This is a genomic window from Chamaesiphon polymorphus CCALA 037 (assembly GCF_003003845.1).
In the GTDB taxonomy this organism is placed as follows: domain Bacteria; phylum Cyanobacteriota; class Cyanobacteriia; order Cyanobacteriales; family Chamaesiphonaceae; genus Chamaesiphon; species Chamaesiphon polymorphus.
In genome coordinates this window covers 12363-35632 of sequence record NZ_PVWO01000008.1, presented here as the reverse complement: position 1 = coordinate 35632, position 23270 = coordinate 12363, and the positions used below count along the sequence as shown (strand labels likewise).

Annotated in this window: 22 protein-coding genes and 1 tRNA gene; 17 read left to right on the top strand and 6 right to left on the bottom strand. The window is 45.2% G+C overall.

The window, feature by feature from the left end; all coding sequences use genetic code 11:
• Positions 1-180: 180 nt before the first annotated feature.
• On the bottom strand, positions 181-468 hold the full coding sequence (locus C7B77_RS01455; protein ID WP_106299610.1) for a putative quinol monooxygenase: 288 nt from the start codon (positions 466-468) through the stop codon (positions 181-183).
• 134 nt (positions 469-602) lie between these two features.
• On the opposite strand from C7B77_RS01455, the gene C7B77_RS01450 reads away from it, so the two are divergent.
• The 5 genes from C7B77_RS01450 to C7B77_RS01430 all read left to right on the top strand — a co-directional run bounded on the left by C7B77_RS01450 (position 603) and on the right by C7B77_RS01430 (position 5433).
• Entirely contained in the window at positions 603-1676 is a 1074-nt protein-coding gene (locus tag C7B77_RS01450) for a branched-chain amino acid ABC transporter permease (protein ID WP_106299608.1), read from the top strand.
• 305 nt (positions 1677-1981) lie between these two features.
• A complete protein-coding gene (locus tag C7B77_RS01445; protein ID WP_181243663.1) occupies positions 1982-2770 on the top strand; it encodes an ABC transporter ATP-binding protein in 789 nt (262 codons plus the stop codon).
• Between the two features lie 39 nt (positions 2771-2809).
• Positions 2810-3424 (top strand): tetratricopeptide repeat protein, encoded by a 615-nt coding sequence (locus C7B77_RS01440; protein WP_146138137.1) that lies wholly within the window; start codon positions 2810-2812, stop codon positions 3422-3424.
• Between the two features lie 110 nt (positions 3425-3534).
• Positions 3535-3969 (top strand): SMI1/KNR4 family protein, encoded by a 435-nt coding sequence (locus tag C7B77_RS01435; protein WP_106299602.1) that lies wholly within the window; start codon positions 3535-3537, stop codon positions 3967-3969.
• A 186-nt stretch (positions 3970-4155) separates the two neighbouring features.
• A complete protein-coding gene (locus tag C7B77_RS01430) occupies positions 4156-5433 on the top strand; it encodes a recombinase family protein (RefSeq protein ID WP_106299600.1) in 1278 nt (425 codons plus the stop codon).
• Between the two features lie 5 nt (positions 5434-5438).
• Here the strand turns inward: C7B77_RS01430 and C7B77_RS29525 are convergent, their stop codons facing one another.
• Complete coding sequence (locus C7B77_RS29525; protein WP_181243662.1) at positions 5439-6833, bottom strand: immunity 49 family protein; 1395 nt, start codon at positions 6831-6833, stop codon at positions 5439-5441.
• Between the two features lie 130 nt (positions 6834-6963).
• Between C7B77_RS29525 and clpS the strand changes: the two genes are divergently transcribed.
• Together clpS and C7B77_RS01415 are read left to right on the top strand one after the other, a co-directional pair.
• Positions 6964-7248, top strand: a complete 285-nt coding sequence (gene clpS, locus C7B77_RS01420) for an ATP-dependent Clp protease adapter ClpS (RefSeq protein WP_106299598.1) — start codon at positions 6964-6966, stop codon at positions 7246-7248.
• A gap of 277 nt (positions 7249-7525) precedes the next feature.
• Positions 7526-8086 (top strand): hypothetical protein, encoded by a 561-nt coding sequence (locus tag C7B77_RS01415; RefSeq protein WP_106299596.1) that lies wholly within the window; start codon positions 7526-7528, stop codon positions 8084-8086.
• Between the two features lie 79 nt (positions 8087-8165).
• Here C7B77_RS01415 and C7B77_RS01410 read toward each other — a convergent pair whose 3' ends face one another.
• On the bottom strand, positions 8166-9923 hold the full coding sequence (locus C7B77_RS01410) for an Rqc2 family fibronectin-binding protein (RefSeq protein WP_106299594.1): 1758 nt from the start codon (positions 9921-9923) through the stop codon (positions 8166-8168).
• A gap of 144 nt (positions 9924-10067) precedes the next feature.
• Between C7B77_RS01410 and C7B77_RS01405 the strand changes: the two genes are divergently transcribed.
• Positions 10068-10307, top strand: coding sequence for a DUF370 domain-containing protein (locus C7B77_RS01405; RefSeq protein WP_106299592.1), 240 nt, complete (start codon positions 10068-10070; stop codon positions 10305-10307).
• A gap of 247 nt (positions 10308-10554) precedes the next feature.
• Here C7B77_RS01405 and ndk read toward each other — a convergent pair whose 3' ends face one another.
• Together ndk and C7B77_RS01395 are read right to left on the bottom strand one after the other, a co-directional pair.
• Positions 10555-11004 carry a nucleoside-diphosphate kinase gene (gene ndk, locus C7B77_RS01400; RefSeq protein ID WP_106299590.1) on the bottom strand — a complete coding sequence of 150 codons (450 nt, stop codon included), beginning with the start codon at positions 11002-11004 and terminating at the stop codon, positions 10555-10557.
• Between the two features lie 161 nt (positions 11005-11165).
• On the bottom strand, positions 11166-11882 hold the full coding sequence (locus C7B77_RS01395; protein WP_106299588.1) for a hypothetical protein: 717 nt from the start codon (positions 11880-11882) through the stop codon (positions 11166-11168).
• A 109-nt stretch (positions 11883-11991) separates the two neighbouring features.
• Between C7B77_RS01395 and C7B77_RS01390 the strand changes: the two genes are divergently transcribed.
• From C7B77_RS01390 to C7B77_RS01350, 9 genes are all read left to right on the top strand, one after another.
• On the top strand, positions 11992-13113 hold the full coding sequence (locus tag C7B77_RS01390) for a pentapeptide repeat-containing protein (protein WP_106299586.1): 1122 nt from the start codon (positions 11992-11994) through the stop codon (positions 13111-13113).
• Between the two features lie 72 nt (positions 13114-13185).
• Positions 13186-13269: transfer RNA gene (locus C7B77_RS01385), tRNA-Leu, on the top strand.
• 209 nt (positions 13270-13478) lie between these two features.
• A complete protein-coding gene (locus tag C7B77_RS01380; protein WP_106299584.1) occupies positions 13479-14258 on the top strand; it encodes a TrmH family RNA methyltransferase in 780 nt (259 codons plus the stop codon).
• Positions 14259-14558: 300 nt separating this feature from the next.
• Positions 14559-15557, top strand: coding sequence for a GntR family transcriptional regulator (locus C7B77_RS01375; protein WP_106299582.1), 999 nt, complete (start codon positions 14559-14561; stop codon positions 15555-15557).
• Between the two features lie 183 nt (positions 15558-15740).
• Entirely contained in the window at positions 15741-15992 is a 252-nt protein-coding gene (locus tag C7B77_RS01370) for a DUF6335 family protein (protein WP_106299580.1), read from the top strand.
• A 175-nt stretch (positions 15993-16167) separates the two neighbouring features.
• Positions 16168-17538: a glycosyltransferase family 2 protein gene (locus tag C7B77_RS01365; RefSeq protein ID WP_106299578.1), complete on the top strand. Its 1371-nt coding sequence runs from the start codon at positions 16168-16170 to the stop codon at positions 17536-17538.
• A 122-nt stretch (positions 17539-17660) separates the two neighbouring features.
• Positions 17661-19697 carry a GAF domain-containing sensor histidine kinase gene (locus C7B77_RS01360; protein WP_106299576.1) on the top strand — a complete coding sequence of 679 codons (2037 nt, stop codon included), beginning with the start codon at positions 17661-17663 and terminating at the stop codon, positions 19695-19697.
• Between the two features lie 19 nt (positions 19698-19716).
• On the top strand, positions 19717-21441 hold the full coding sequence (locus tag C7B77_RS01355; protein WP_106299574.1) for an ABC1 kinase family protein: 1725 nt from the start codon (positions 19717-19719) through the stop codon (positions 21439-21441).
• 21 nt (positions 21442-21462) lie between these two features.
• Entirely contained in the window at positions 21463-21663 is a 201-nt protein-coding gene (locus tag C7B77_RS01350) for a hypothetical protein (protein ID WP_106299572.1), read from the top strand.
• 235 nt (positions 21664-21898) lie between these two features.
• Here C7B77_RS01350 and C7B77_RS01345 read toward each other — a convergent pair whose 3' ends face one another.
• Positions 21899-23170, bottom strand: a complete 1272-nt coding sequence (locus tag C7B77_RS01345; RefSeq protein ID WP_106299570.1) for a lipid-A-disaccharide synthase-related protein — start codon at positions 23168-23170, stop codon at positions 21899-21901.
• Between the last annotated feature and the right edge of the window lie 100 nt (positions 23171-23270).

The following is a 23270-nucleotide window of genomic DNA, read 5'->3' as shown; positions in this document are numbered from 1 at the left end:
ATATTTAAACATTTTGTAGGTTGGGTGTCGCTTTGCCCAACCCAACATCCGCACGATTAATCAGCCCTTACCCTTTACCCGCCTAAAACCTAAAGCCTAAAACCTAAAGCCTAAAACCTAAAGCCTAAAGCCTAAAACCTAAAACCTAAAGCCTAAAACCTAAAGCCTAAAGCCTAAAGCCTAATCCCCTAAACTGCCCGACTCTAATTGTTCTAAATAAATAAATTCTGGAGACTGAACGCCTGCTTCAGCTCTAATTTTCGCGAGCTGAGGCGATTCAAAAAATTGTCGCGCATTATCTAAAGACGTCCAAGACGAGAAATGTACCACCTTGTTGGGATTGTTGGCATATTTTAAGACTTGATAGCCGCGCTCTCCAGCCTCCCGCCGCAGATCGGCAGCATTATCGAAAATCTGCTTCCACGCATCGTAGTCGGCAACTTCATGAATGATTAACACGTATGGCATAGGATGTTTAGGCTGGAGTATTGTTGAGAGACTAGCGATCGAGAACGGTTAGAAGTATCATCAGCTAAAACGATCGTCGCGATCTTTCCCCGATCGTCTTCCTTTGCGATCGATAATTCATCATTTGGTGCCTGATGGTCATTTATTTTGTCTTCTTGACGATTTCTGCTGCTACTTACGCGCTGTTTAGTTTGGGATTAAATCTCCAATGGGGCGTGACGGGACTGATTAATTTCGGGCATGTCGCGTTTATGGCGATCGGAGCCTATTCTACCGTGTTACTGTCCATGCAGGGCGTGCCGATCGCGATCGCGGTTTTAGTTGGTATTTGTCTATCCGCACTCCTCGGACTGCTCATTGGCATGTCCACCTTACGGTTGCGGGAAGACTATCTAGGTATCGTCACCATCGGGGTATCGGAATTAGTTCGACTGGCGGCTAAAAATGAAGCTTGGCTGACGAAAGGTACCTTCGGCGTGCAGGGCTATCCCGTACCATTTAATTTCCAGCCCAACTACCCATCGAGAATCGGTTTAATTATTTGGCTGACAGCCATTTGTGGTCTAGCATTATGGAAATTATGGCTGTGGATGCGAGATAAACCCAACCACTATATCGGGGGCGCGATCGCGAGTGCTTTTGTACTGACTGTCTACGTCTGCGGTGCGTTATCCCTCTACACTTACGATCCGCGCGCTGGATTGATGTTACTAACTTTAACCGCACTGGCGATCGTCTATATCGGCATGGAGAAGTTAGTAAATTCGCCTTGGGGACGGATCTTAAAAGCCATTCGTGAAGATGAAGAAGTCCCTAGAGCTTTGGGTAAAAATGTCTTTTGGTACAAACTTCAAGCATTCATGTTAGGTGGCGCGATCGCTGGACTTTCGGGGGCATTTTATGCTTGGCAATTTACAGTTTTCCCAGATAATTTCGAGCCGTTAATTACTTTTAATGCGTGGATTATTGTCATGCTCGGCGGTTCGGGGAATAATCTCGGCACGATTATTGGAGCAATTATTTTCTGGGGTTACAATACAATCACTCGCGATGAGTTGTTTAAGATGTTTTTTAGAACTTTGCGTTTAGATGATACTCAGCAAGGTGCATTTCGGGTGATGATTATCGGTTTAGTTTTGATGTTAATTATGGTATTGCGTCCGCAAGGAATTTTAGGTAAGAAGGAAGAGTTAACATTGGGTCGATAATTAGATAGTTTGGGAGTTGGCAGTTGTATATTGTCGTTACTGCCGAGATCTACCCACCCCGCCCTACGGGCACCCCTCCGAGGAGGGGATTTAATTTCACGCTTCTCATCAATCGGGGCTTGGTAGGGTGGATCGATCGTCGAAGCATAAAAATCTATTAGTTCACTTCAGTGAACTTTCGCTATTAGCCCCAAATTCATTTGAGGGCGTTGCCTAAACGAAGCTAGGAGTCATCGATCGAAAATAATACCGCAAACTCCCGTTAATTTGTCAGTATCAAAAATCGCGAATATTATCTATTTATGATGAAAAATAATTACGTACCGATGTCTACCCAACCATTACTTTCTGCCACCGGATTGTGCAAAACTTTTGGTGGTGTCAAAGCAGTTCAGCACGCCGGAATCGAAGTTGCCACAGGTAGTATAACTGGCTTAATCGGGCCAAATGGAGCTGGTAAGACCACTTTTTTCAATCTTTTATCTAATTTTATTCGGCCAGATTCCGGTCAAATTCAATTAAACGGTCGCGATATTCATACTATGCAACCTCACCAAATCGCTAGATTAGGCATGGTACGCACATTTCAGGTTGCCAAGGCTCTATCGCGCATGTCAGTAATGGAAAATATGCTCTTAGGAGCCAAAGGTCATGCGGGTGAGAAGATTTGGGAAGTATTGCTCCAACCCAAGTTAGTGCAGTCACAGCAGCGAGAATTGAAGGATAAAGCCATGTCGATCCTGACTTCGGTGGGGTTGAGTGCCAAAGCCAACGACTACGCTGGAGGACTATCGGGGGGACAGCGCAAACTGCTGGAAATCGGACGCGCACTGATGGCAGATCCGCAATTAATTTTATTAGACGAACCTGCGGCGGGTGTCAATCCGCGATTGATTGAAGATATTTGCGGTCACATTCTCAAATGGCGCAAAGATGGTCTGACTTTCCTAATTATCGAACACAATATGGATGTAATCATGACCTTATGCGATCGAGTGTGGGTGTTAGCAGAAGGTACCAATCTCGTCGATGGTACGCCGAATACCGTTCAAAATGATTCGCGGGTAATTGAGGCTTATTTAGGGATAGATTGAGTTAGTTGATAGTTGATAATTAATAGTTGATAGTTGACTATGCCAATCCCAGAGAGTATTTACGAAGAGATTGATAATATCATTGATATTCCCAGATCCGACAGAGACGATCGATTCTCAGCTATCGATGAAGTCATCAGTCACATTCAGAGTCTGCTCCTAGCTCCAGAGTATTCCAGTTCTTCTTGTGAAAGAGCCGAACTTTTATATCTGCTTGGATATACTTATTACCAATATCCAGATAGAAATAACGATCGAAATATCTACACAAATGTGGAGAAGTCCCTTTTGGCAGCTATTGAGATAAAAGCAGATTACTCAATTGCATGGCTGTATTTAGGACATAATGCTTATGATATGGGTAAATACCGCGATGCAATTGAGCGATTCTCAAATTGCCAAGAAGAGCATTTTAATTCATTTTATAGATTAATTTTACTTGAAATGAAACTATGCTGCTCTATTAATATTGAGGGGCTTGCTACGATGCTTAGTGAAGTTGAAAGGTTTATAGATCAGCTAGAAAATCACGATCCTCCTGAAGATATATTTCCATACGTTTTGACTTCAATCCTTGAGAAGGACACTCTAAATCTAGAGATCTTTCCTAAAAATCAGGCAACTATTTTGCTATCTCGACTGCAAAAATGTTGAAGAGTCAGTACATACAACGTTAGTACTGTTGGGTTTTGCGTCTCAAGCCAACCTACATACTACTGCTGGCAGTAACCACCTTACTGGCTACTGGCTAACAATAAAAAATAATGAATAAACTAATCGAACTAGGATTTGAAAAATACAGAGAGATAAATGAAGAGATAAAAGAACTATTCTTTCAAAGCACAGGATATAAAATATCTAACTGTTTTTGGGATTTTATCGAGCATCGACAGTCTCAAAATATTGTTTTTGGTTACTCTTTTATTAATTCTCAATCTCATGAGGAATGGGAGGGACAAATTGAGAGTTGGATATTTGACGAATTTGATAATCTTGAAGAGATATGCTCTTCCACTATCAATTTATTGAGCAGAGTCTTTTTGCCAATAGCAAATGATGCGGGAGGTAATTATATATACATAGAAATTTCTAAGCCAAATCAACCAGTAGTAGATGTTAGCTACTCTACTGGGGTGATTTCAGAAATATCATCCTCATTTGAAGAATTTTTAGATAAAATTTATCCTTATGATGAATAGCTAAAGGGGTGCTTATCACCCCTTTAAGCTGTCAAACCTATATTTAGCAAGATTTTGAGATTATTCTTTCATTCTCTAAATAAAAGTGGGATGCTCCCTAATATAACCAACCTCATGACCTGAAAACTAAAATATAGGTGAGACATCGAGTAAGTCTGCGAAAATATTCAACTTACTACTTTATAAATGCGAATTGTTGCCTATACCTACACCGATCCATTGATTGAAGAATCCCCAGGAGTAGAGATTTGGGGATGGGAGATCGATCGAGTGTATCAGGATTTGGGACAACGGTACGAACTCGATCGATTGTTGGCAGATCTGCTCCTAGAACCATGCGATTATTTATTAGTGCGGAGATTGGATGAATTAGGCGATTCGGTACGCGATGTGCGGCAAGTACTCTTGAAATTACAAGAGCTAGGGATCGAGTTAATTACTACCGAAACTGAAATTGCCCCGCAATTAAATCTCTTACAACTCATCGACAAAATTCAGTCCAACCAAATCAGTCGGCGGATGCGGCAAGGACACGCTCGCAATCGTTTACAATCTTTACCGCCGCCAGGAAAAGCACCATACGGTTATCGTCGGGGTAAGGATAAGTATACGATCGATAAATCTGCCGCTCCAGTAGTCAAAGATTTTTTCGATCGATTTACGATCTATGGTTCGCTGCGGGGTGCGGTACGCTATTTAGAGAAGAAATATAATAAGAAAATTTCAGCGTCTACGGGGCTAAGATGGCTCACTAATCCCGTCTATCGAGGCGATACTGCATATCTCCACGGTGAGGTAATTTCGGACACTCACGCGGCAATTTTATCGCGGGATGAGGCGGCGCAGATCGATCGATTATTGCGGCGCAATCGGCGAATGCCACCGCGCACGGCAAGCGCACCCAGATCTTTGGCTGGTTTGGTAAATTGCCAGCATTGCGAGCAAACGATGACAGTTACTAGCGTCTCGGCTCCGCGTCGGGTGGAGAAATATTTATATTTACGTCCGACTGGTTGCACGCGTCAACCCCAATGTAAATCGATTCGCTACGAGCGAGTTTTGAATGCAACTATCGATCGCATTTGCGAAGATTTACCAATTGCTGTGAACCAGATTGGGATGCCAAATATGGATGGATTTAAAGCCAAAATTTCTCAAGATATTATAGACAAGCAACAAACGATCGCGCAGTTGCCAGAACTGATCGATTCGGGCATACTCGATCGCGAAACTGTCGAGTTGCGTACTTATAAGCTCAAGACAGAAATCTCTCAATTGCAGAGTCGTTTAGCCGCCTTTCCCCCTGTCAATCTGCAATCTCTGGCTCAGGCTGTTTCGATTCCCCAATTTTGGTTAGATTTATCCGAATCCGAGCGTCGCTTTTATTTTCGAGAATTTATTAAATCGATCGACATCGACCCACAATCTTCTAATTTAGATCTACAATTAAGGTTTATTTTTTAATCGATTTAATTATTAAACCAGAACAAACTATGGCTCTCCTTGATAGATTTACCTGCGGAATATGGGGGTAAATAATCAGATTTAACTTCAATCGAAAAATATTGACAATCTCTGGCGATCGCACAAGCAGCCAGCAGTGGGAAGGCAAACCAACCAGAAGGCAGCAAAGCATGACTCGGTTGGCTCCAGAACTGTTTGTGAGCGGCGAGAGCAGTTAATAGTCGATCGTTAAAAGATCGGGCATCTCCGCGCGCGATCGCTTCTAGCAATCGGAGTTCGGGTAAGCGGATCGAGTTGACAAATTGTCTCCTTTGACTATTTTCCTGCGCTGCTAGTGCGATCGCCAAATCCAATAATGCTGCCGTATTTTGCCCACCATTGCTAAAATCTACCCACAAACGATCATAAGCCAGATCGAATGGCGCGCAGGCACCGTCAGAATCCGTGAAGACATCTTCGTCAAATGTTGACAGCAGACGGATTCCATCGCGATCGCCAACGATCGCACAAGCATGAATGGCATCTGCCCAAGTATCCACTCCCATTCGCTCCGAATGGGCTTCTGGTATGAAATCTAGCATCTTACCATCGATATTCGCAGTAAACGGCTCTTCCCCCGTACCGAACCGAAAATGGCAGAGCGCAACGGTATGAAAAAGATGTACATAACGCTGTATTTCGGTGTGGGGAAGTTCGAGCGCGACAGCATAGCCAATTGCGTTGTGCAACTCCCGCAGCGAACCGCCGAGCATCGCTTGTGGGTTACGCTCGAATCCAGCCAGCATTAACGGTAGTAGCTCGATTTCGGTGTAGTTGAGGAGATGGCGAATTTCTGCTGGGGTGAGATCGATCGGATGTCGATCGATTTCACTTATCAGTTCCGATTGTCCCGTGTTGGCATCGCCTATGGGTGCGAGTAGCATCAAATCGGGTACTCGATCCAGAAATGTAGATGCCACTAGCTCACAACTTGGTAATAATAGCGGCATTTCCGATCTTAGCAACTCGATCGCCGCAGGCAAATCGTCAAGATCGTAGTATAGATGGTCGAGTTGATAAGCTAAGAGCAATGCGGGATGTTCGAGATCTGCTCCTCCGCAGTTGCGCGAAACCCAGTCAATGAATTGAATCGCCGATCGATCGCACGACAAATCCAGCAGATGCGATCGCAAACAAAACTCTCCAAAGAAAGTCAGGGTAAGGGGACGACTCTCGATCGTATCGCGCTGGAGACATAATTTGGCACCATTGGCAGCAAGTTCGAGCAGATCGTAGGATGGCTGCGCTCGATCGAGAATCATCGCATCCGCCCACGCCATCAATGCTGTCTCAGAAACCAGTCCGATATTCCACAGGGTAAGCGCGATACTCAAGGGATCTTGGTTGGAAAAATCAATCATTGGGTCTTAAAATCCGATCGTCAATTGGGTAAAATAATAGGGTAGTAAATAAGTTGCTTTGTAGTAACGAGCGTCGGGTTCGCTCTCTTTAGCGATCGAAAACCAACTGTCAACTATCAACTGTGAGAACATGAGCTATACAGAAACGATCGAAAAATCTTCAACCGCCCGTAAGCTCGCGCCTAATTATCGCGTCTTGCTCCACAACGATAACTTCAATGCGATGGAACATGTCGTCGAGGTGTTGATAACTACCGTCCCCAATCTCTCGGCACCTCAAGCTATCAATATTATGATGGAAGCCCATCAATATGGAATGGCTCTCGTAATTACCTGCAACCAAGAACATGCCGAACACTACTGTGATGTCCTCAAAAGTCACGGTTTGACTAGCACGATCGAGCCAGCGGATTAGGCTTTAGGCTTTAGGCTTTGGGCTTTAGGTTTTAGATTTTAGGTTATTAAAATTTATCTAACACGATGCCTGGGAATGCTAGTAATAACATCCTAACTGGTGGTAGTGGGGTTGGTGCAGTTCAGATTACTAAGTTGGATTGAGTTACTGGTTTAAGTTCTGGTGATTTCCAGATTGGGATTTAATTGGTAATTGAAGCAGGTGAGTTCGATTGAATTCATCTGCTTTTTTCGTTTTAAATATATTCAATATTGATTAATACATAGATTGTGAAAACATGAATTACAAGCCATCTGACAAAAAAGATTTTTCGAGAATTATCTTGCTTTCATGGATAGTACCAGGATTTTTTTTGCTTGCATATCATTGGTTGCCATATCCAAGATCCAATGACATCCCACTAAGGGAGAGAGCGGTAGAATCTCCCGAATCAAAGGTACGTCGTGTTATCCATAAGGAGCTAAAACTATATAAAGAAACAGAAAGCTTTTCGACAAATTCAAACGTTTACTTAAGTGATTATGAAAAAAAGTCTAACAATTACTCAATAAGAATCAAGCCGAGTCAAGATCGACTGATTATATCTGTTGTTTGGTTTCCTGACGCTGGATCTTACTCTGCTTTTGGTGTTATTAAAATCTTGAGATCTAAACCTAATAATGCCGATCGCACAACTAACTTTAAATGGCAGTATCTAGAAACAATATCTTTTGTGTGTGAGGGCGAAAAGAATGTGACGTTGCCAAGCGATTTAGAAATCACCAGAGTTACAAAGAAATGTCCATTGGGTTACAATCAAACTTATAACAAAAAAAAGAGCCACAAGAAATTATTGTAATTAATAAAAAGTAAAACGTTGAGATTAATACTTATGGAGCTAGATAAGTATGTGGGGAATCTGCCTGCATTGCGCCACTTTATGGGTACGCTGGATCCACACTGGCATCTAGAGTCTGCGGATGTCCCCAAATAATCTGCTCGTGCTTGTAGACGACCATTCCAGGTTTTGCACCCTTAGGTTTATAGACGTATTTGGGTTCGGTATATACGACCGGAACTGCTTGGCTTTGTCTGGCGCGACTGTAGTAAGCTACCGCATTAGCCGTAAATTGTAAATCTTCTTCCTGAGCTACAGCACCGGGCGCAATCCTCAATAATCCATGACTGCCTGCTATTTCCTGGGCGTGAAACCAGAGATCGTAGTCTGTGGCAATTTTAGAGGTAAGTAAATCGTTTTGGCGATTATTGCGTCCGATTAAAAGTTCAAATCCGCTGGGAGTTTTCAGTACGCGGGGTTTTGTTTCTGCTAGTTCGGCTTTGGTGGATCGATCTGGTGTAGGGAAGTATCCAGTATTAACTAATTCTTCTTTAATTTCTAACAGCGTTTGCAGCATTTCGCGGACGTTATTTTTGATGTCTTCTTCTGTTTGGAGAATGCTTTCTTCAACTTGTTCTAAGTAATCGATCTGGGCTTGAACTTCGGCAAGTAAGGGATCTACAGCTAGTTTGGCGCGTTTGAGTTTCTGGTGGCGTTTGTAGAGGAACTGAGCATTTTGGATAGCATTTTTTTCGGGTTCGAGTTTGATTTTGATTGGCTCTCCTGTCTCAAAATCATTGAGAATAATTTGTTTCATTCCTGGTTGCCAGTCCTGAAGATGTGCCATTAATAGATCGGCATTTGCGCGGTATTCATCGGCTCCCGTTGACTCTTGCAGTTTGGTTGTAAAGGTATTAGCTTTAAGGCGTAACTTAGCTAAGATCGTGCTTAACTTTTGGGTGAGTTGATGCTTGAGTTGAGTAAATGCTTCTCGATCGAGTATCTGTGTATAGTAAGTCTCGATCGCTGCGTTGACTGTAGCTACCGGAGTACCAATGCCCCATCCCAGGACGCTAAAGCCGTTAGTTTTTAGATATGGATGAAATGTATATCCTTCAATTCGATCGAGGGTTCTGAGCCATTTTTGCCAGTATTCAAACAACTTTTCCCAGTCCGATCGAGACAGAGTATCGGTAGTTTGGATCGGATCGAGTGCGGCGGCGACAATTATTTCGTTAACCAGAATCGTACTCAAGCCGCGATAACTCTTGACTAGTCGCAGATTGAGCTTGTCAGGAATCAAACTGACTCGATCGATCCAGCGATCGAGCGGTTCCTCCAAGTTGGGCATCGGATCGGTTAAAGATGGCGGTACTTCGTAAGGTCTGCCAGTTTCGATCGTCCGCACGCTAGACTGTTTATTGCTAACTTGATGTGCGGTGGTAATAATTAAATTATCCGCATCTGTCAGGGTAAGATTGCTATATTTGCCGATCGGTTCTACATATAAATAATACAGGGCCTCAGCCCCCGGTCTGGTGGCAAATGTCAGCCGTACCAATCTTTCCCACGGCGTTGGCATTTCCATCCCCGTCATTGCCAGTCCTCCCAAGACAGAGCGCAATTGCTGGCTGAGGGTGAACGTATCGGGAATTCGGGGTGGGGGATCGGTCAACACGATTCGGGCGGCTTGAGGATGCCAGGAGATGGCGATCCAGCCACGTTTGTCGAGGGTACGCAATCCGAGCGCGAGGGTGTAGCGATCGCGTTGGTAGACAGTTTCGACGCGTGCGGGTATCCAATCTGGTTGTAACTCCCGTACTGCGGCTGTTAATGTCGTGAAGTCAACCTGTTGCATCTAAGTTTAGTGGATAGTGAAAAGTGGATAGTGGATAGCGAATCAAGACAAGACAAGACAGTGGGGTGCTAATTTTCGATCGTAATTATTAATTACAGCATTGCCTTGAATTGACTATCCACTATTCACTATCCACTATCCACAATGAATGTTCAATTGGTTAATGTAGGTTTTGGAAATATTGTCTCGACACAGCGCATTGTCGCGATCGTTAGTCCCGATTCGGCTCCAATTAAGCGGAATATTAGCGAAGCCAGAGAACGCGGACAATTAATTGATGGTACTTACGGACGACGGACGCGTGCGGTATTAATTATGGATTCGGGACATGTAATTTTGTCAGCGATTCAGCCTGAGACGATCGCGAGTAGGATTCAGGGGTAGATGAAATCAAAACCCGTCTAGCCTAGCGACTGGAAGTCGCGGCTAGTATTGCAAAGTCTGCCTACGCAGACTATACAGCTTATTTTTGGATTCGGGATCTACGAATGATTTTTTAGTTCCGAACTGACAACACATTCAAATAAATTTGAGACGTCATCAGAACGGAACGATTTAACGATCGCCAACACACATTTGTATTCAGTCTGCGTAGGCACTTTGCAACACTAGCGACGACTTCAGTCGTTGTTTATTCTGACAACCAAGGCGAAATTGTAGGCGTCCAACTGACTAATTCTTCTTCCTTGAACCACAGTGCAATCTCGCTTTGAGCAGTTTCAACTGCGTCGGAACCATGAATCAGGTTGCGTCCGATATTGATACCGAGATCGCCGCGAATCGTTCCTGGAGGGGATACTAAAGGATTGGTAGCACCGATCGTCAGCCGCGATGCAGCGACGACGCCATCGCCTTGCCAGACCATTGCTACTACTGGCCCACTCGTAATAAAATCAACTAAACCGCTGAAAAAAGGTCTTTCTTTGTGAACTGCATAATGCTGTTCGGCTAGTTCGCGGCTGGGGTGCAATAATTTTAAGGCAACGAGGGTAAAGCCTTTAGTTTCTAGACGACCAATGATTTCACCAACCAACCCACGTTGAACGCCGTCAGGCTTAATCGCAATAAATGTCCGTTCCACCGTGAACTCCTAAATAAATTATAGATAGACTTGCCAACCGCCTATTATAGTTCTATTCGCGCGCCACGTTAAATGCCACCAGTATCTTTAGCGTAGTTGCTCTTGTGGATAGTGGGTAGTGAATAGTGGATAGCGTTCAATTCTCAATTCTCAATTCTCAATTACTTCTTCGCTCCTTCGATCGCGAGGCCATTATTTTCGACATTGATGCGATTGACTTTAAAATTCTGTTGTTGAATCTGGAGATCGATCGCTTGTTGAAGTTTTGCTGGGGCTACGCCGAGATTTTCAGCGAGCTGGTTAATGGTAAAGTTCATATTACCGATCTTAATTTGAGTATCTGGAGCAAACTTAATTTGACTGCCATCGACTGTTGGTTTGCCCACAATGCCAACATACACATCTCGACCTTTCAAAAAAGTTAATTTGTTGGTAATTTTGCCCAAAGCAGCCGTTTGACTGCCGGGATTGCTATTGCGGACTAGCTGGTCTAAATTAACCATCGCACCTGTATAAATCTTGCCGTCTTTAATATTGGTTCTAATTCCTTTAATCCCAACAGGAACTTGCTTACTTTGCTGAGTCTTAGCGATTTTAGCTACTACTAAATTGTTGAGATCTCGATCGCTTAATTTGACATTGACTTTTTCGCCCGGTTTGGCGCGCTCGATCGGAGCTACGATCTTTTTCTGACTCTCAGCGGCTCTTTCGGTAATTTGACTTGGCTGCAATGGTAGAGATTGACTATCTGCTTTGTCCTCAGCACTAGCTTGGTTGTATTCTTCTGGTATTTTAATTGCTTCTTGCCAGACATAATAGGCACCGCCGATCGTCGCAATTAAAAGTACACCCAATAACTTAAATATAATTTTCTGCATCTTTTAAAAACTAATCCTTTCAATACGAACAAAAAATGTTATTATGACATGATATAGTCTAAAATATCGAAATATTTTGACCTTATAAACTAGGTATTCTGCATAGAACATGACAATCTGGGGAAATCTGATAGCGATCGCCATTATGGTGTTCGGATTATGGCTCAATAACACCTGGATTGCCGCAGCAGGTTGTGCGATCGCACTAGTATTATCTCTTCCAATTATCTATCGAGGCGTTCGACAGGAATTGCTAGATTCGCTGTCGCCAGCGCAAAGATTACAATTAGTCGCCTCGATTACCGTCACGATCGCGCTGGTGGGCTTGCTCCAGATTTTAGAATTTTTTGAGTATGTCAGTAGTTTTTCCGATCGCATCGATTGGAATGCTGTTGGTGCATCGGGCGAATGGGGTGGCGCATTCGGTCAGATTTTGATTGCTATCCTAGCAGTATATATTGCTTGGAGACAGTATATTATCTCGCGCGATCTGACGATCGAGCAAAATCGGCTGACTACCCAACAGAATGTCCTCACCCAACAGCAGACGATCGATACCTATTTTCAGGGGATCTCCGATCTGGTATTAGATGATGATGGTTTCCTCGAAGATTGGCCGCAAGAACAAGCCTTTGCAGCCGGACGCACGGCAGCGTTGCTCGGCAGTATCGATGCCGCAGGTAAAGCCAAGGTGCTCCGATTTTTATCTCAGTCTAAGCTGCTAACGCCACTCCGACGCGATCGCAGGTTGGGCAGAGCAATTTTGGATGGCGATGGCGGTTACGATGAAGATCGGTTGCATGGAGTGCGAGTAATCGATTTGGGGGTAATGCTCGCGGGTGCCGATGTCGCCCAAACCGATCTCCGGTGGACGGATCTCAGCGATGCCAATTTAATTCGTGCTAATCTCAGCGGCTGCGATCTCGTCAAAGCCAACTTTTCGCGCACCATCTTATATGAATCTAACTTGAGCGGTGCTGATGTTAAAGGTACGCGCTTGTTTTATGGCACTGCCGAACTTGCCAGCCCTCGCAGCCGCAACGAAATTCCCAACTATACAACGGGTGAATTTACAGGTGCGGTGGTCGAAAATGCCGACTTTACTAACGTCCAAGAAATGTCGGAAGAACAACGCAAATATTGCTGCATGTGGTGTGGCGAAAAATCTCGCTCGACAATTCCTGGCGGCTGTGATGGAATTGCCAGCAAGTTACCACTAAAAAAACACTAAAGCTAACAGACCTTGACAAATACACAAAATATCTCAGATAATAAGTAGCTGGTTGAAAAACCATTCAAGTTTGCGTGACTGGCGGAATTGGTAGACGCGCTAGATTCAGGTTCTAGTGTTCGCAAGGACTTCCGAGTTCGAGTCTCGGGTCGCGCATATTTTTTACTCTTAACTTCTACAATCGGCCAACACCAACATTCGGTGTTGGCCGATTTATATTATTTCTCATCCCTCCTAACTCTTATCGGGATTTACCGGATGAAAGGATTGACAGGATTAGTCTTTCGGCACACTCCCAACTCCCAACTCCTAACTCCCACCTCCCAACTCCCAACTCCCAACTTCCAACTCCCAACTCCCAAGCTATGTTAACCAGTACTCAAAACCCGCTCATCAAGCAAATCAAGAAACTCCAAAATCCCAAAGAGCGTAGAGAAACGCAGTTATTTTTACTAGAGGGCACCCATTTAATTCAGGAAGCTTGCGCCGTCAATTATCCCTTGGAGACTGTCTGCTGCACCCCCACTTGGCAGGAGCGTCATCCCGAATTATGGTCGATCGTCTCCGATAGTTGCGATCGATTAGAATTGGTCGGTGATGAAGTCATCAAATCGATCGCGACAACCGTCAATCCCGATGGCATCATCGCGACAGCACCGCGATTGGCATTTGCCAAACCACCACTGCGGGCAAATTTAACGCTCGTCTTAGCCACCATTCAAGATCCTGGCAATTTAGGTACCATCATTCGCACCGCAGCAGCGGCTGGTGTCGATGGCTTGTGGGTGAGTCACGATAGCGTCGATTTAGACAATCCCAAGGTACTCCGCGCCTCAGCAGGACAATGGTTTCGGCTGGCGATGGGCGTTAGTGACAATCTTGTAGAACTGGTTAAGAGTTATCAACAGCAGGGTGTACGAGTAATTTCGACGACTTCCCATACAGAGACTAGCTACTGGGATGTCGATTTGCGATCGCCAACGCTAATTTTATTGGGTAATGAAGGCGCGGGTTTGAGTCCAGATTTGGCAGCCTTAGCCGATCTTCAGGTGAAGATCCCGATGTCTGCGACTGTAGAATCATTAAATGTCGGTACGGCGGCGGCTCTCATGCTGTATGAAGTGCGTAGGCAACAGCGGAGTTAGTTGGGAGTTGGGAGGTAAATTAAAAGAATGCTCGCTTATCGGAATCGATCGAGTAAAGAGTGAAGTTGACTTAAGACAGTGCTGTAGATGGGAGTAAAATACTCTCGATCTTAACCTGAGTCGATCGTCAGGGTATCCTGAGAACGTAAGGCGAACAAATTATAGATTTCTGACAGAAGTGGCTTGGAGTATGTCAGTAGTTTAGAGGTTTTCTCTCTAACATTTATGGCAACTGTCTTGCTAGCTAGAGTTTTCTCTAGCGGTGCAAGCTGCAACTACCAACTGTCAACCGATTTACCGATGCAATTCCATATTCAAACCGATAGTGAAATTCCCGTATCTAAACAACTCTACGATCAAATGTTGTTTGCGATCGCCTCTCGCCAATTTTCGCCCGGACATAGATTGCCGAGTACGCGCCAATTAGCGATGCAGACGGGATTGCACCGTAACACGATCGGTAAAGTATACAGTCAACTCGAACATACTGGCTTAGTCGAATCCGTTCCTGGTTCGGGGATATATGTCCGATCTTTAGGACATGAAAGCAATCATCTGGTAGTCGATTCGCAGATCGATCCGCGTCTATCAGCTCTCGATTTAGTCTCCCAAAGTCTCAATACCTTACTCGCCCAAGGTTATTCGCTCAACCAGGCGCGGGAATTATTTTTGACCGAAATTGATTGGCGGTGGCGATGTAGTGCCAGGGTATTCGTGACAGTGCCCAGAAACGATGCTGGGGCTGGAGAATTGATGCTCCAAGAGTTACAACAATCGTTAGGTATTCCCGTTCAGTTAGTGACATTGGATAAACTCGAAGCCCAGCTAGCCCAATCTCGTGCAGCGACAGTCGTTACCAGTCGCTATCATATCGGTAGTGTCGAATCCAAATTAGCCGCTAGCGAAGTAGTCGCACCTCGATCGATCCGCGTGATTCCCGTCGATCTCCAAGACTACGAAAAAGAACTAGCTTTAATTAAAACTCTGCCTACAAATAGTTATGTCGGGATCGTCAGCCTCAGTGGGGGCATTCTCGCCGTTGCCGAGATGATGGTACACAGTATGCGCGGCGAAGATCTATTAGTAATGGCTTGTCAAACCAAGGACAATTATAAGCTCAATGCCACCATCCGTCGCGCTCACACCATCATTAGCGACAAAGCCAGTCTAAATATCGTTCATGAAGCGATCGAGGCTGCTGGTGACGATTTAATCCGCATTCCCCAAGTCGTCGAAAGCGAAAGCTATATCGGTGTTAAATCTATCAATTTACTCAAACGGGAACTAGGATTGGTGTAATGGGGTTGGGAGTTGGGAGTTGGGGGTTATACCAATTCTTCAACGGCTTCACTAACAGCACAGTTAATCGGGAATAGGGATTATTTGGTTCTGCCCAAAGGCAGATAACTTTAGCGAGCGATTCCGATATGCTAAAAGCGATCGGATTGGCTATTGGCAGTTTAACTGTCAGGAAAGAGTAATATGAAAGATCCACAATTGGACTCATTAACAGATCGAGAGCTGGATGACGACGATGCTTATCGAGATGAGGTAAATGGCGATGAAGCAGTTGGCGGCACCACTGCCATGCCCAGTCAAAATGATACTGAAGAGTTGGCAGCAGCGGCGGGCATTACTTTCGATGATGATACCCCAATCGCGATCGAGGAAACGATCGAACAGCGCGATCGCGATCGGTGGGAATTAGATCCCGATTCGGTAGCGGATGAATAGCTAGGTAAAACCCGTCAAGCTGAAAGTAACAAATAGTATCCAGATTTACTATTCCCTGTCCGGCCCAGTCAGGTTAAGATGTGTAAATGAGCGAATGAGAATCATCTCATGCAAAGCGTAGTCTACCTTGCTACTATTTGTTAACTACTATTTACTACCTCTTCACCCCCTCAACATGGCCGATCGCAGCTTGCCGCTAACAATTGAAAATCCCATCGAACCAACCATCGAGTGGTCTGTGGGGATGGGCTATCGACGACTCAAAGCGGCAACGATCTTGGGGGGTTTGTGGCTGGGCGTTGCCGCATTACATCTAATTAGTTGGGGATATCTGATTGCCTGGGGTATCTCTAGTGTCTTTTGCTGGCGGGCGTTAAGATTGGTGGCAACCAAAGTAGCTCCACCGCCAGTATTAACACCACCGCAGACATATCCATTCATTTCAATGGCAATTGCGGCCAAGAATGAGGCCGCAGTAATCGCCAATGTGGTCGAAAATCTCTGTAGTTTGGACTATCCAGCCGATCGTTATGAAGTTTGGGCGATCGATGATAATAGTACCGATCGGACTCCAGAAATCTTAGACGATTTGGCCCGAAAATATCCTCAACTGCAAGTCCTACATCGCACCGATCGAGATTCTGGCGGTAAATCCGGCGCGCTCAATCAGGTACTATCGCTGATGCAGGGCGAAATTATCGGCGTCTTCGATGCCGATGCGACAGTAAATCCCGACTTTTTGCATCGAGTTTTAGCTTATTTTCAGAATGAAACAGTTGGCGCGATCCAACTGCGCAAGGCAATTACCAATAGCGAGACTAATTTTCTCACGCGGGGACAGCGGGCAGAAATGGCTCTAGACGCCTATCTCCAGCAACAACGAACTGGCGGTGGGGGCATCGGCGAACTACGCGGTAACGGTCAATTCGTCCGTCGTTCAGCTCTTACTGATTGCGAGGGGTGGAACGAACAAACAATTACCGACGATTTGGATTTGACGATTCGATTGCACTTAACGGGATGGGACATTGCCTTGATGCCCTACCCATCTGTTGGAGAAGAAGGGGTAACTACCGTCAAAGCCTTGTGGCATCAACGCAACCGTTGGGCAGAGGGCGGCTTCCAACGTTATCTCGACTATTGGGAACCGATCGCTAGCAATCGGATGGGTACTAAAAAAACGCTCGATCTGCTTTCGTTCCTATCGATTCAATATTTACTCCCACCTGCGGGGATTCCCGACTTTCTGATGGCCTTTTGGCTCAAGCATCCACCCCTGTTGTTACCCATGACAGCTTCATTAGGCGTTGCACTGCCGTTGTGGGGAATTTGGGTAGGATTGCGGCGGAGTTATCGGCAAGCTGAAGATCTGGGAGCAGATACCGAAAAGCGCGCCGTTAGCATGGGCCGATTATTCGCACAAACAGCGATCGGATCGCTATTTATTCTACACTGGCTAGTCGTGATGCCCTTGGCGATCGCGCGGATGGCCATTTTACCCAAACGGCTCAAATGGGTCAAAACCCTCCGACAAGCCGATCTGTAATAGATTTCAAAATCTCAACTTCAAATAACTAACAATGCCTTCATCTCTGGGCATACTTAGTATATATAGATATATTCCTTACTTAGACCATTATCTGTAAATCAAACAGTGTGGCACAATAAATGGGTAGGTTTAGTGTCTACATCCGCTCACCCGTTCGCGTAGCGTCGCCGCTGGCGCATCGATTACTCATGCAGGATTCCCGCGAAATTGATTATTTCGGACAACGCATTCTTCAGATCGTTCAGCCTCTTGCTGCTACCGAAGATCGAACAGAAGTGTTAGCTCTTTTAGCTCGCTCTGTAGCTACTAACTTTGCAGCAGATGGCTGTTGGATCTTACAATACCTGTCGCCAGGGGTATTTCGGGTAGCTGCTAGTGCTTGCGTCAGCCATCGTGCTAACTCTATTTCGGCTCAATTGCCCAACCATCCGCTGCCTGCGGCACCGACACCAGTGCTGTGGCGGATGCCACTACTGCCTGATTATCAGGTAATGGTCATCGATATCCGCGCGCAAGGGCAGGTAATTGGCGGCTTGGTATTGGCAACAAAAGGAGTGGAGTGGTACGAAGAAGCCAAATTAGTCCTCCAGGTGGTTGCTGATTTTATTGGTGTCGGTTTGCTCGAACGCGATCTTCAGGTACAAGCCGATATTTCCCAGATTTATCCTCAATTGCATTATCGCCTAACTCAAGCAGTTGTCGAAAATCAGCAGATCGACAAACTATTTGAGCTTGCTGTTGCCGATATGGTCGAGGGCTTGAAGCTAAATCGCGGACTAGTATTGACACTCAAAGCTAGCGAGCCGTCCAAACAGCCAGTCGCCCAGAGCGAACCCTCGATCGCCGCCCATTTAGCCGATGACTCATTAGAAATCTCCGAATGGGATCGCCCGCTTGCCGAGCCAGCTACGGCGATCGCCTCAGCACCAGCATCGTCTGAAGCTACCAAAAATATAACTCAGATTCAGATCGTCACGACGATCGATAACCGCAAAGGCAATTCTCTGAGTCAGCCTTTACCATCATCTTTTTTGCTAGAGCAGTCGCACTTTTGCAAAACAGCTTTAGCCAATGCGCCCAATCCCACCATTTTTGATGGTAACGATCTGGGTACGCCAACCGATCGACTGATTTTTCAAGCCGATCGATTGCCGAGTATGGTAATGATTCCCTTAATGGGTGCCACTAGTGGCGATCGACAGCCCAAACAACCCGTCTGGGGCTGGTTGGTACTCCAAACCAATCGTGCTCGCCCTTGGCATCCCGTCGAATTAAATCTGCTTCAGTGCCAGATTTATCAAATCGCGCTGGCCAGAATTCACCGCAAAGCTCTCAAGCAAGCCCGTAACGCTGTCGCTAATCGCACCTCCCAAGTTCAAACCAGTCTGCAACTTCAAGCCAAGTTACACGATGTCGGTCGCAAACGCATGGAAAAATTACGTCAAGCCAACGAACTCAAAGACGAGTTTATCAGTACGATCGGTCATGAGTTACGAACGCCGCTGACGAGCATGTCTTTGGCGATCAAAATGCTGCGCCAAGTCGATGTCGATCCGGCGCGTCGCGAACAGTATCTAGATATTCTCGACGAGCAATGTCAGCGCGAAATCAAACTGGTTAACGATCTGCTCAAATTCCAACAATTTGAAACCCGACAGGTAGAATATCGCCCCCAACGGATCTCGCTCAATCAATTTATCTCCGAGCAGGCGACGCTGGTTGCCGATCGATGGGATGATAGCAAATCATTAGAATTGGCATTGTATTTACCGCAAGTATCGCCCCAGATCGAAACCGATGCCGACAGTTTCAAGCATATTTTAGAGGAATTATTAATCAATGCCGGGAAGTTTGCCCTTCCCAATACAATGGTGGAAGTCTTGCTAACGGTCGAGCCAGAGCAGATAATATTTCAGATTGCCAATTTGAGCAAGCCGATCTCCGATGACGATCTCCCGAATTTATTCGATAGATTTCGACGCGGAGCTGGTATTACTCAACAAGCGATCGCCGGGACGGGTTTGGGCTTATCGTTGGTCAAATCGATGGTCGAGCACATTCAAGGTACGATTAGTGTGACCAGTAGCTTAGTGCAGCAATCGGTAGCCAAAACAAGTTTCACGATCGCCATTCCCACCGTACTCGATCGTCACTAGCTTGAGGAAGCAAGTTACTATGCGGAGACTTGGATCGCGACGCCAACTACCCGTTTTATCTCAATCGGTAGCCCCTACCCGTCAGATTCACTCTTCTTCTTCGGCGCAGTTTCGCTGGCAAAGAGCCAAATATTCACCGCTAGCCAGACAATTCGATATTTTTACAGCAGCGATCGGTTTGGGACTATCGCTGTTGCGAGATGTTATCTTCCCGACTAAAAACGAACGATATCATCGTCGGCGCGCTCAAAAATTAGTTACTACCGCGATCGGATTGGGGCCAACTTTTATTAAGATCGGTCAATCTTTATCGACTAGAGTTGACTTTTTTCCACCGATTTATACCGAAGCTCTGAGTCAATTACAAGATCGCGTCCCGGCTTTTAGCGTTGATGCAGCAGTCGAAATTATTGAAACCGAATTAGGTGCAGCAATCGAAACATTATTCGGTTATTTCGATCCGATTCCGTTAGCGGCAGCGAGTTTGGGACAAGTACATCGTGCCAAACTGCGCACAGGTACGGATGTTGTAATTAAGGTACAACGTCCGGGATTGCGGCGACTATTTGAATTAGATTTTCAGGTCATCGATCGCTTATTATGGTGGGTAGAACTCGTGTTACCCAAAAAGCGATCGGCAGAACTGCGAGCGATTTATCAAGAATTTTTTACACTTTTATTTCAAGAAATCGATTATACCCAAGAAGGCCAAAATGCCGATCGATTTCGGATTAATTTTAGAGAAAATAATTCCATAACTGCTCCAGAAATTTACTGGAAGTACACGACGGCTCAGGTATTGACGATGAGTTATTTACCTGGAATTAAAATTGACGATCGCGCCACATTAGAAGCCTGTGGTTTCGATCCCAAAAAAATCAACCAACTAGGAATCTGTTGCTACCTCCAACAATTATTAGTAGATGGATTTTTTCAAGCCGATCCGCATCCAGGAAATATGGCGATCGCGGCTGATGGTAAATTAGTCGTCTACGATTTTGGCATGATGGTAGAGTTAAAAGAGATCTCTACCGATCGGACGATCGAGACTTTTTGGGCGGTAATGAAGAAAGATGAAAATGCAGTTACTAATAATTTAATCGAGCTAGGATTGATCGAACGCGTCGAAGATATGCGTCCGATTAAACGGGTAATCGGATTTCTACTCGAACGCTTTACCGAGCGACCAGTAGATGTGCGCGAATTCGAGCGCATTAAAAGTGAAATCACGGCACTTTTCATCCAACAACCATTTAAAATGTCGCCAGAAATGAGCTTTATTCTCAAAGCTTTATCCACTCTCGACGGCATCGCCCGGACATTAGATCCAGAATATAATTTAGTTGCTGCTGCGCAACCTTTTATCAAAAGCGTAGCAGTTACCGAAAGCGGTAATATTATTACTAAATTTGGCAGACAAGCAGTTAGCTATCTCAGAAATAAACTTACTCAACCTAGTGCTAACAAACTCTTAATTCGCAGCTTGGAAGAACAACTAGCACAACGCGAACTCGAACTCTCATTCCAATCGCAAGCAGCAGATCGATCGATCCAAAGACTTTATCTAATTATTTATAATCTCGTATCTTTTAGCCTAACTGGATTTAGCGCGATCGGTGCAATCTTATTAACAGCGACTCAGCCAGTATGGTCTTTAGCTTTATTAGGATTTGCAGGGATATGTGGATTGATGTGGCTGTACTTTTTTCTAAATCTCATCGTTAAATTCCGACTGTTCCGATAACTTACCAACCGAACAAAGCTCATGTTACCGATAATTTTAAATCAGTCAGATGGTAATTGGGTATTTGCAGACTTGGCTCAGATGTTATCTCGATCGCTATGGATAGATATTAGCGAACACCCTGGCGAGCTTAATTACATTCTTTGTGCAGATGCCAAAATCACTACCAATAGTTTTATTCCATTAAGTTCGATCGAGATTTCGCTAACGATCTCTTATTAGATGAGTTAAACGAACGACTCGCGATCGCGTTTTGGCAAAGAATTGGAACGCCACCTTGAGGCAAAAGTTGGACATATACCGTTGATTAAAAAGGGAGAAGTTGCCAATAGTTAGAATGCTGTTTCAAAAGACTCACTCGATCGCTAAAATAATCGATCTCCTCGACGCCAACGGGTTTTAGTTTGTTCGCAAAGTCAAGATCGTATGTAGATCGTAGCTTAGATCGACCGCCCAATTAACTCATAACTTCAATAAAACGTTCGGCAATTCGTAGTGCCGCACCAGGAGTACCCATGCGTAATAAACCATTATGCGCGATCGATTGCAAGCGATCGGGCTGCTGTAATAATTGCTGGATCTCCACCCCCATATCCTCCGGCTGCGAAACTAAAATTACCGACTCACCCAACAAGCGAGTTTGTGCTTCGGCAAAAGCAGGCGTAAACTGAGGGCCAACACCAGGAATAATAAAAGCTGGTTTTCCCAAACTAATAAATTGCTCCGTCGCCGTTCCCGCCATCGCGATCGCGCAGTCACCTTGCTGCATAAACTGAACGTAAGCTTGAGTGCTAATGGCGATCGTCACATTATCGCGACGATAATAAATCGTACTCGGATCGACGATCGAATTAGTTAAATCTCGATCGGGCGCGCTCGCTCGCTCCCATCCCAACTCACACAGATTGCCCCCTAAAATCTCCAGATCTAGCGTCGGGACAATTGCAGCCAAACAAACAATTTCTCGCTGCTTAAAGGCCAAAATCAGGCTATTTACAGCCATTAAAATGCACCGCCAATTGGCATAAGCTTCTGGCGGACGCGAACCGGGAAGCAAGGTAATCATCAGCGGACGAGCTAATTCGACTTGCGCCGATTGAGATCGATAAAATACTGGTGCGCTGACATTTGCCACTCCATCCGTCATGGGATTGCCCAGATCGAAAGTGGGAATCTGCCATTGTCGCAAGATCTCGGCAGTGAGTTTATCGCGCGCAAACACGGCTTTACATCTACTGCGACTCAATAACCACCGTTCCCAGGGCAAGTAATACGAGCCAGTTTTGACTTCGATCGAGTTGCGCTGCGAAGGTAAAACTCGTCCTTGTCGATCGCGAATATAATACTCGGATTTGGCCGTACCGATAAACGCATATTCTGCCCCACTCAACCACGCAAATAACAGCGGCACGATATCGCCAACTGCCAGAATTTTACCCCCAGCTTGCGCCCAACGACGAGCAGTCCGAATTTGATCGATCGTCAATCCTACCAATCCCCCCTGAAGATCTCGCACCAATTGACGATTATCCTGATTGAGAAATCCCCCCGATGGCATCACCTGGACTTTACTGGCAATCGAAAAACCGTTACTACTATAAGCCTTGCCCACACCCACGATCGGTAAAGCAACTATTTCTGTAGCCGGACTTAATTTTTGCAACTCTTGGAGCACAGGTAATGCGATCGCATCTTCACCATGTCCGTTGCTAATGCAGAGAAGTTTCATGAGTGGGGAGTGGGGAGTGGGGAGTTGGGAGTTGGGAGATAAGAGATGGGAAATATAAAGTCAAAAAGTAAAGTCATAGGTACCTGAGCGAGCTAACTTG

Excerpts from the sequence above, each read along its gene's own strand:
- C7B77_RS01380 (WP_106299584.1), top strand. The coding sequence starts at position 13,479 with ATGTTAACCAGTACTCAAAACCCGCTCATCAAGCAAATCAAGAAACTC.
- C7B77_RS01415 (WP_106299596.1), top strand. The coding sequence starts at position 7,526 with ATGAATTACAAGCCATCTGACAAAAAAGATTTTTCGAGAATTATCTTG.
- C7B77_RS01395 (WP_106299588.1), bottom strand. The coding sequence starts at position 11,882 with ATGCAGAAAATTATATTTAAGTTATTGGGTGTACTTTTAATTGCGACG.
- C7B77_RS01390 (WP_106299586.1), top strand. The coding sequence starts at position 11,992 with ATGACAATCTGGGGAAATCTGATAGCGATCGCCATTATGGTGTTCGGA.
- C7B77_RS01435 (WP_106299602.1), top strand. The coding sequence starts at position 3,535 with ATGAATAAACTAATCGAACTAGGATTTGAAAAATACAGAGAGATAAAT.
- C7B77_RS01445 (WP_181243663.1), top strand. The coding sequence starts at position 1,982 with ATGAAAAATAATTACGTACCGATGTCTACCCAACCATTACTTTCTGCC.
- C7B77_RS01345 (WP_106299570.1), bottom strand. The coding sequence starts at position 23,170 with ATGAAACTTCTCTGCATTAGCAACGGACATGGTGAAGATGCGATCGCA.
- C7B77_RS01355 (WP_106299574.1), top strand. The coding sequence starts at position 19,717 with ATGCGGAGACTTGGATCGCGACGCCAACTACCCGTTTTATCTCAATCG.
- C7B77_RS01375 (WP_106299582.1), top strand. The coding sequence starts at position 14,559 with ATGCAATTCCATATTCAAACCGATAGTGAAATTCCCGTATCTAAACAA.
- C7B77_RS01440 (WP_146138137.1), top strand. The coding sequence starts at position 2,810 with ATGCCAATCCCAGAGAGTATTTACGAAGAGATTGATAATATCATTGAT.
- C7B77_RS01350 (WP_106299572.1), top strand. The coding sequence starts at position 21,463 with ATGTTACCGATAATTTTAAATCAGTCAGATGGTAATTGGGTATTTGCA.
- C7B77_RS01430 (WP_106299600.1), top strand. The coding sequence starts at position 4,156 with ATGCGAATTGTTGCCTATACCTACACCGATCCATTGATTGAAGAATCC.
- clpS (WP_106299598.1), top strand. The coding sequence starts at position 6,964 with ATGAGCTATACAGAAACGATCGAAAAATCTTCAACCGCCCGTAAGCTC.
- C7B77_RS01370 (WP_106299580.1), top strand. The coding sequence starts at position 15,741 with ATGAAAGATCCACAATTGGACTCATTAACAGATCGAGAGCTGGATGAC.
- C7B77_RS01450 (WP_106299608.1), top strand. The coding sequence starts at position 603 with ATGGTCATTTATTTTGTCTTCTTGACGATTTCTGCTGCTACTTACGCG.
- C7B77_RS01455 (WP_106299610.1), bottom strand. The coding sequence starts at position 468 with ATGCCATACGTGTTAATCATTCATGAAGTTGCCGACTACGATGCGTGG.
- C7B77_RS01360 (WP_106299576.1), top strand. The coding sequence starts at position 17,661 with ATGGGTAGGTTTAGTGTCTACATCCGCTCACCCGTTCGCGTAGCGTCG.
- C7B77_RS29525 (WP_181243662.1), bottom strand. The coding sequence starts at position 6,833 with ATGATTGATTTTTCCAACCAAGATCCCTTGAGTATCGCGCTTACCCTG.
- C7B77_RS01405 (WP_106299592.1), top strand. The coding sequence starts at position 10,068 with ATGAATGTTCAATTGGTTAATGTAGGTTTTGGAAATATTGTCTCGACA.
- C7B77_RS01365 (WP_106299578.1), top strand. The coding sequence starts at position 16,168 with ATGGCCGATCGCAGCTTGCCGCTAACAATTGAAAATCCCATCGAACCA.
- C7B77_RS01410 (WP_106299594.1), bottom strand. The coding sequence starts at position 9,923 with ATGCAACAGGTTGACTTCACGACATTAACAGCCGCAGTACGGGAGTTA.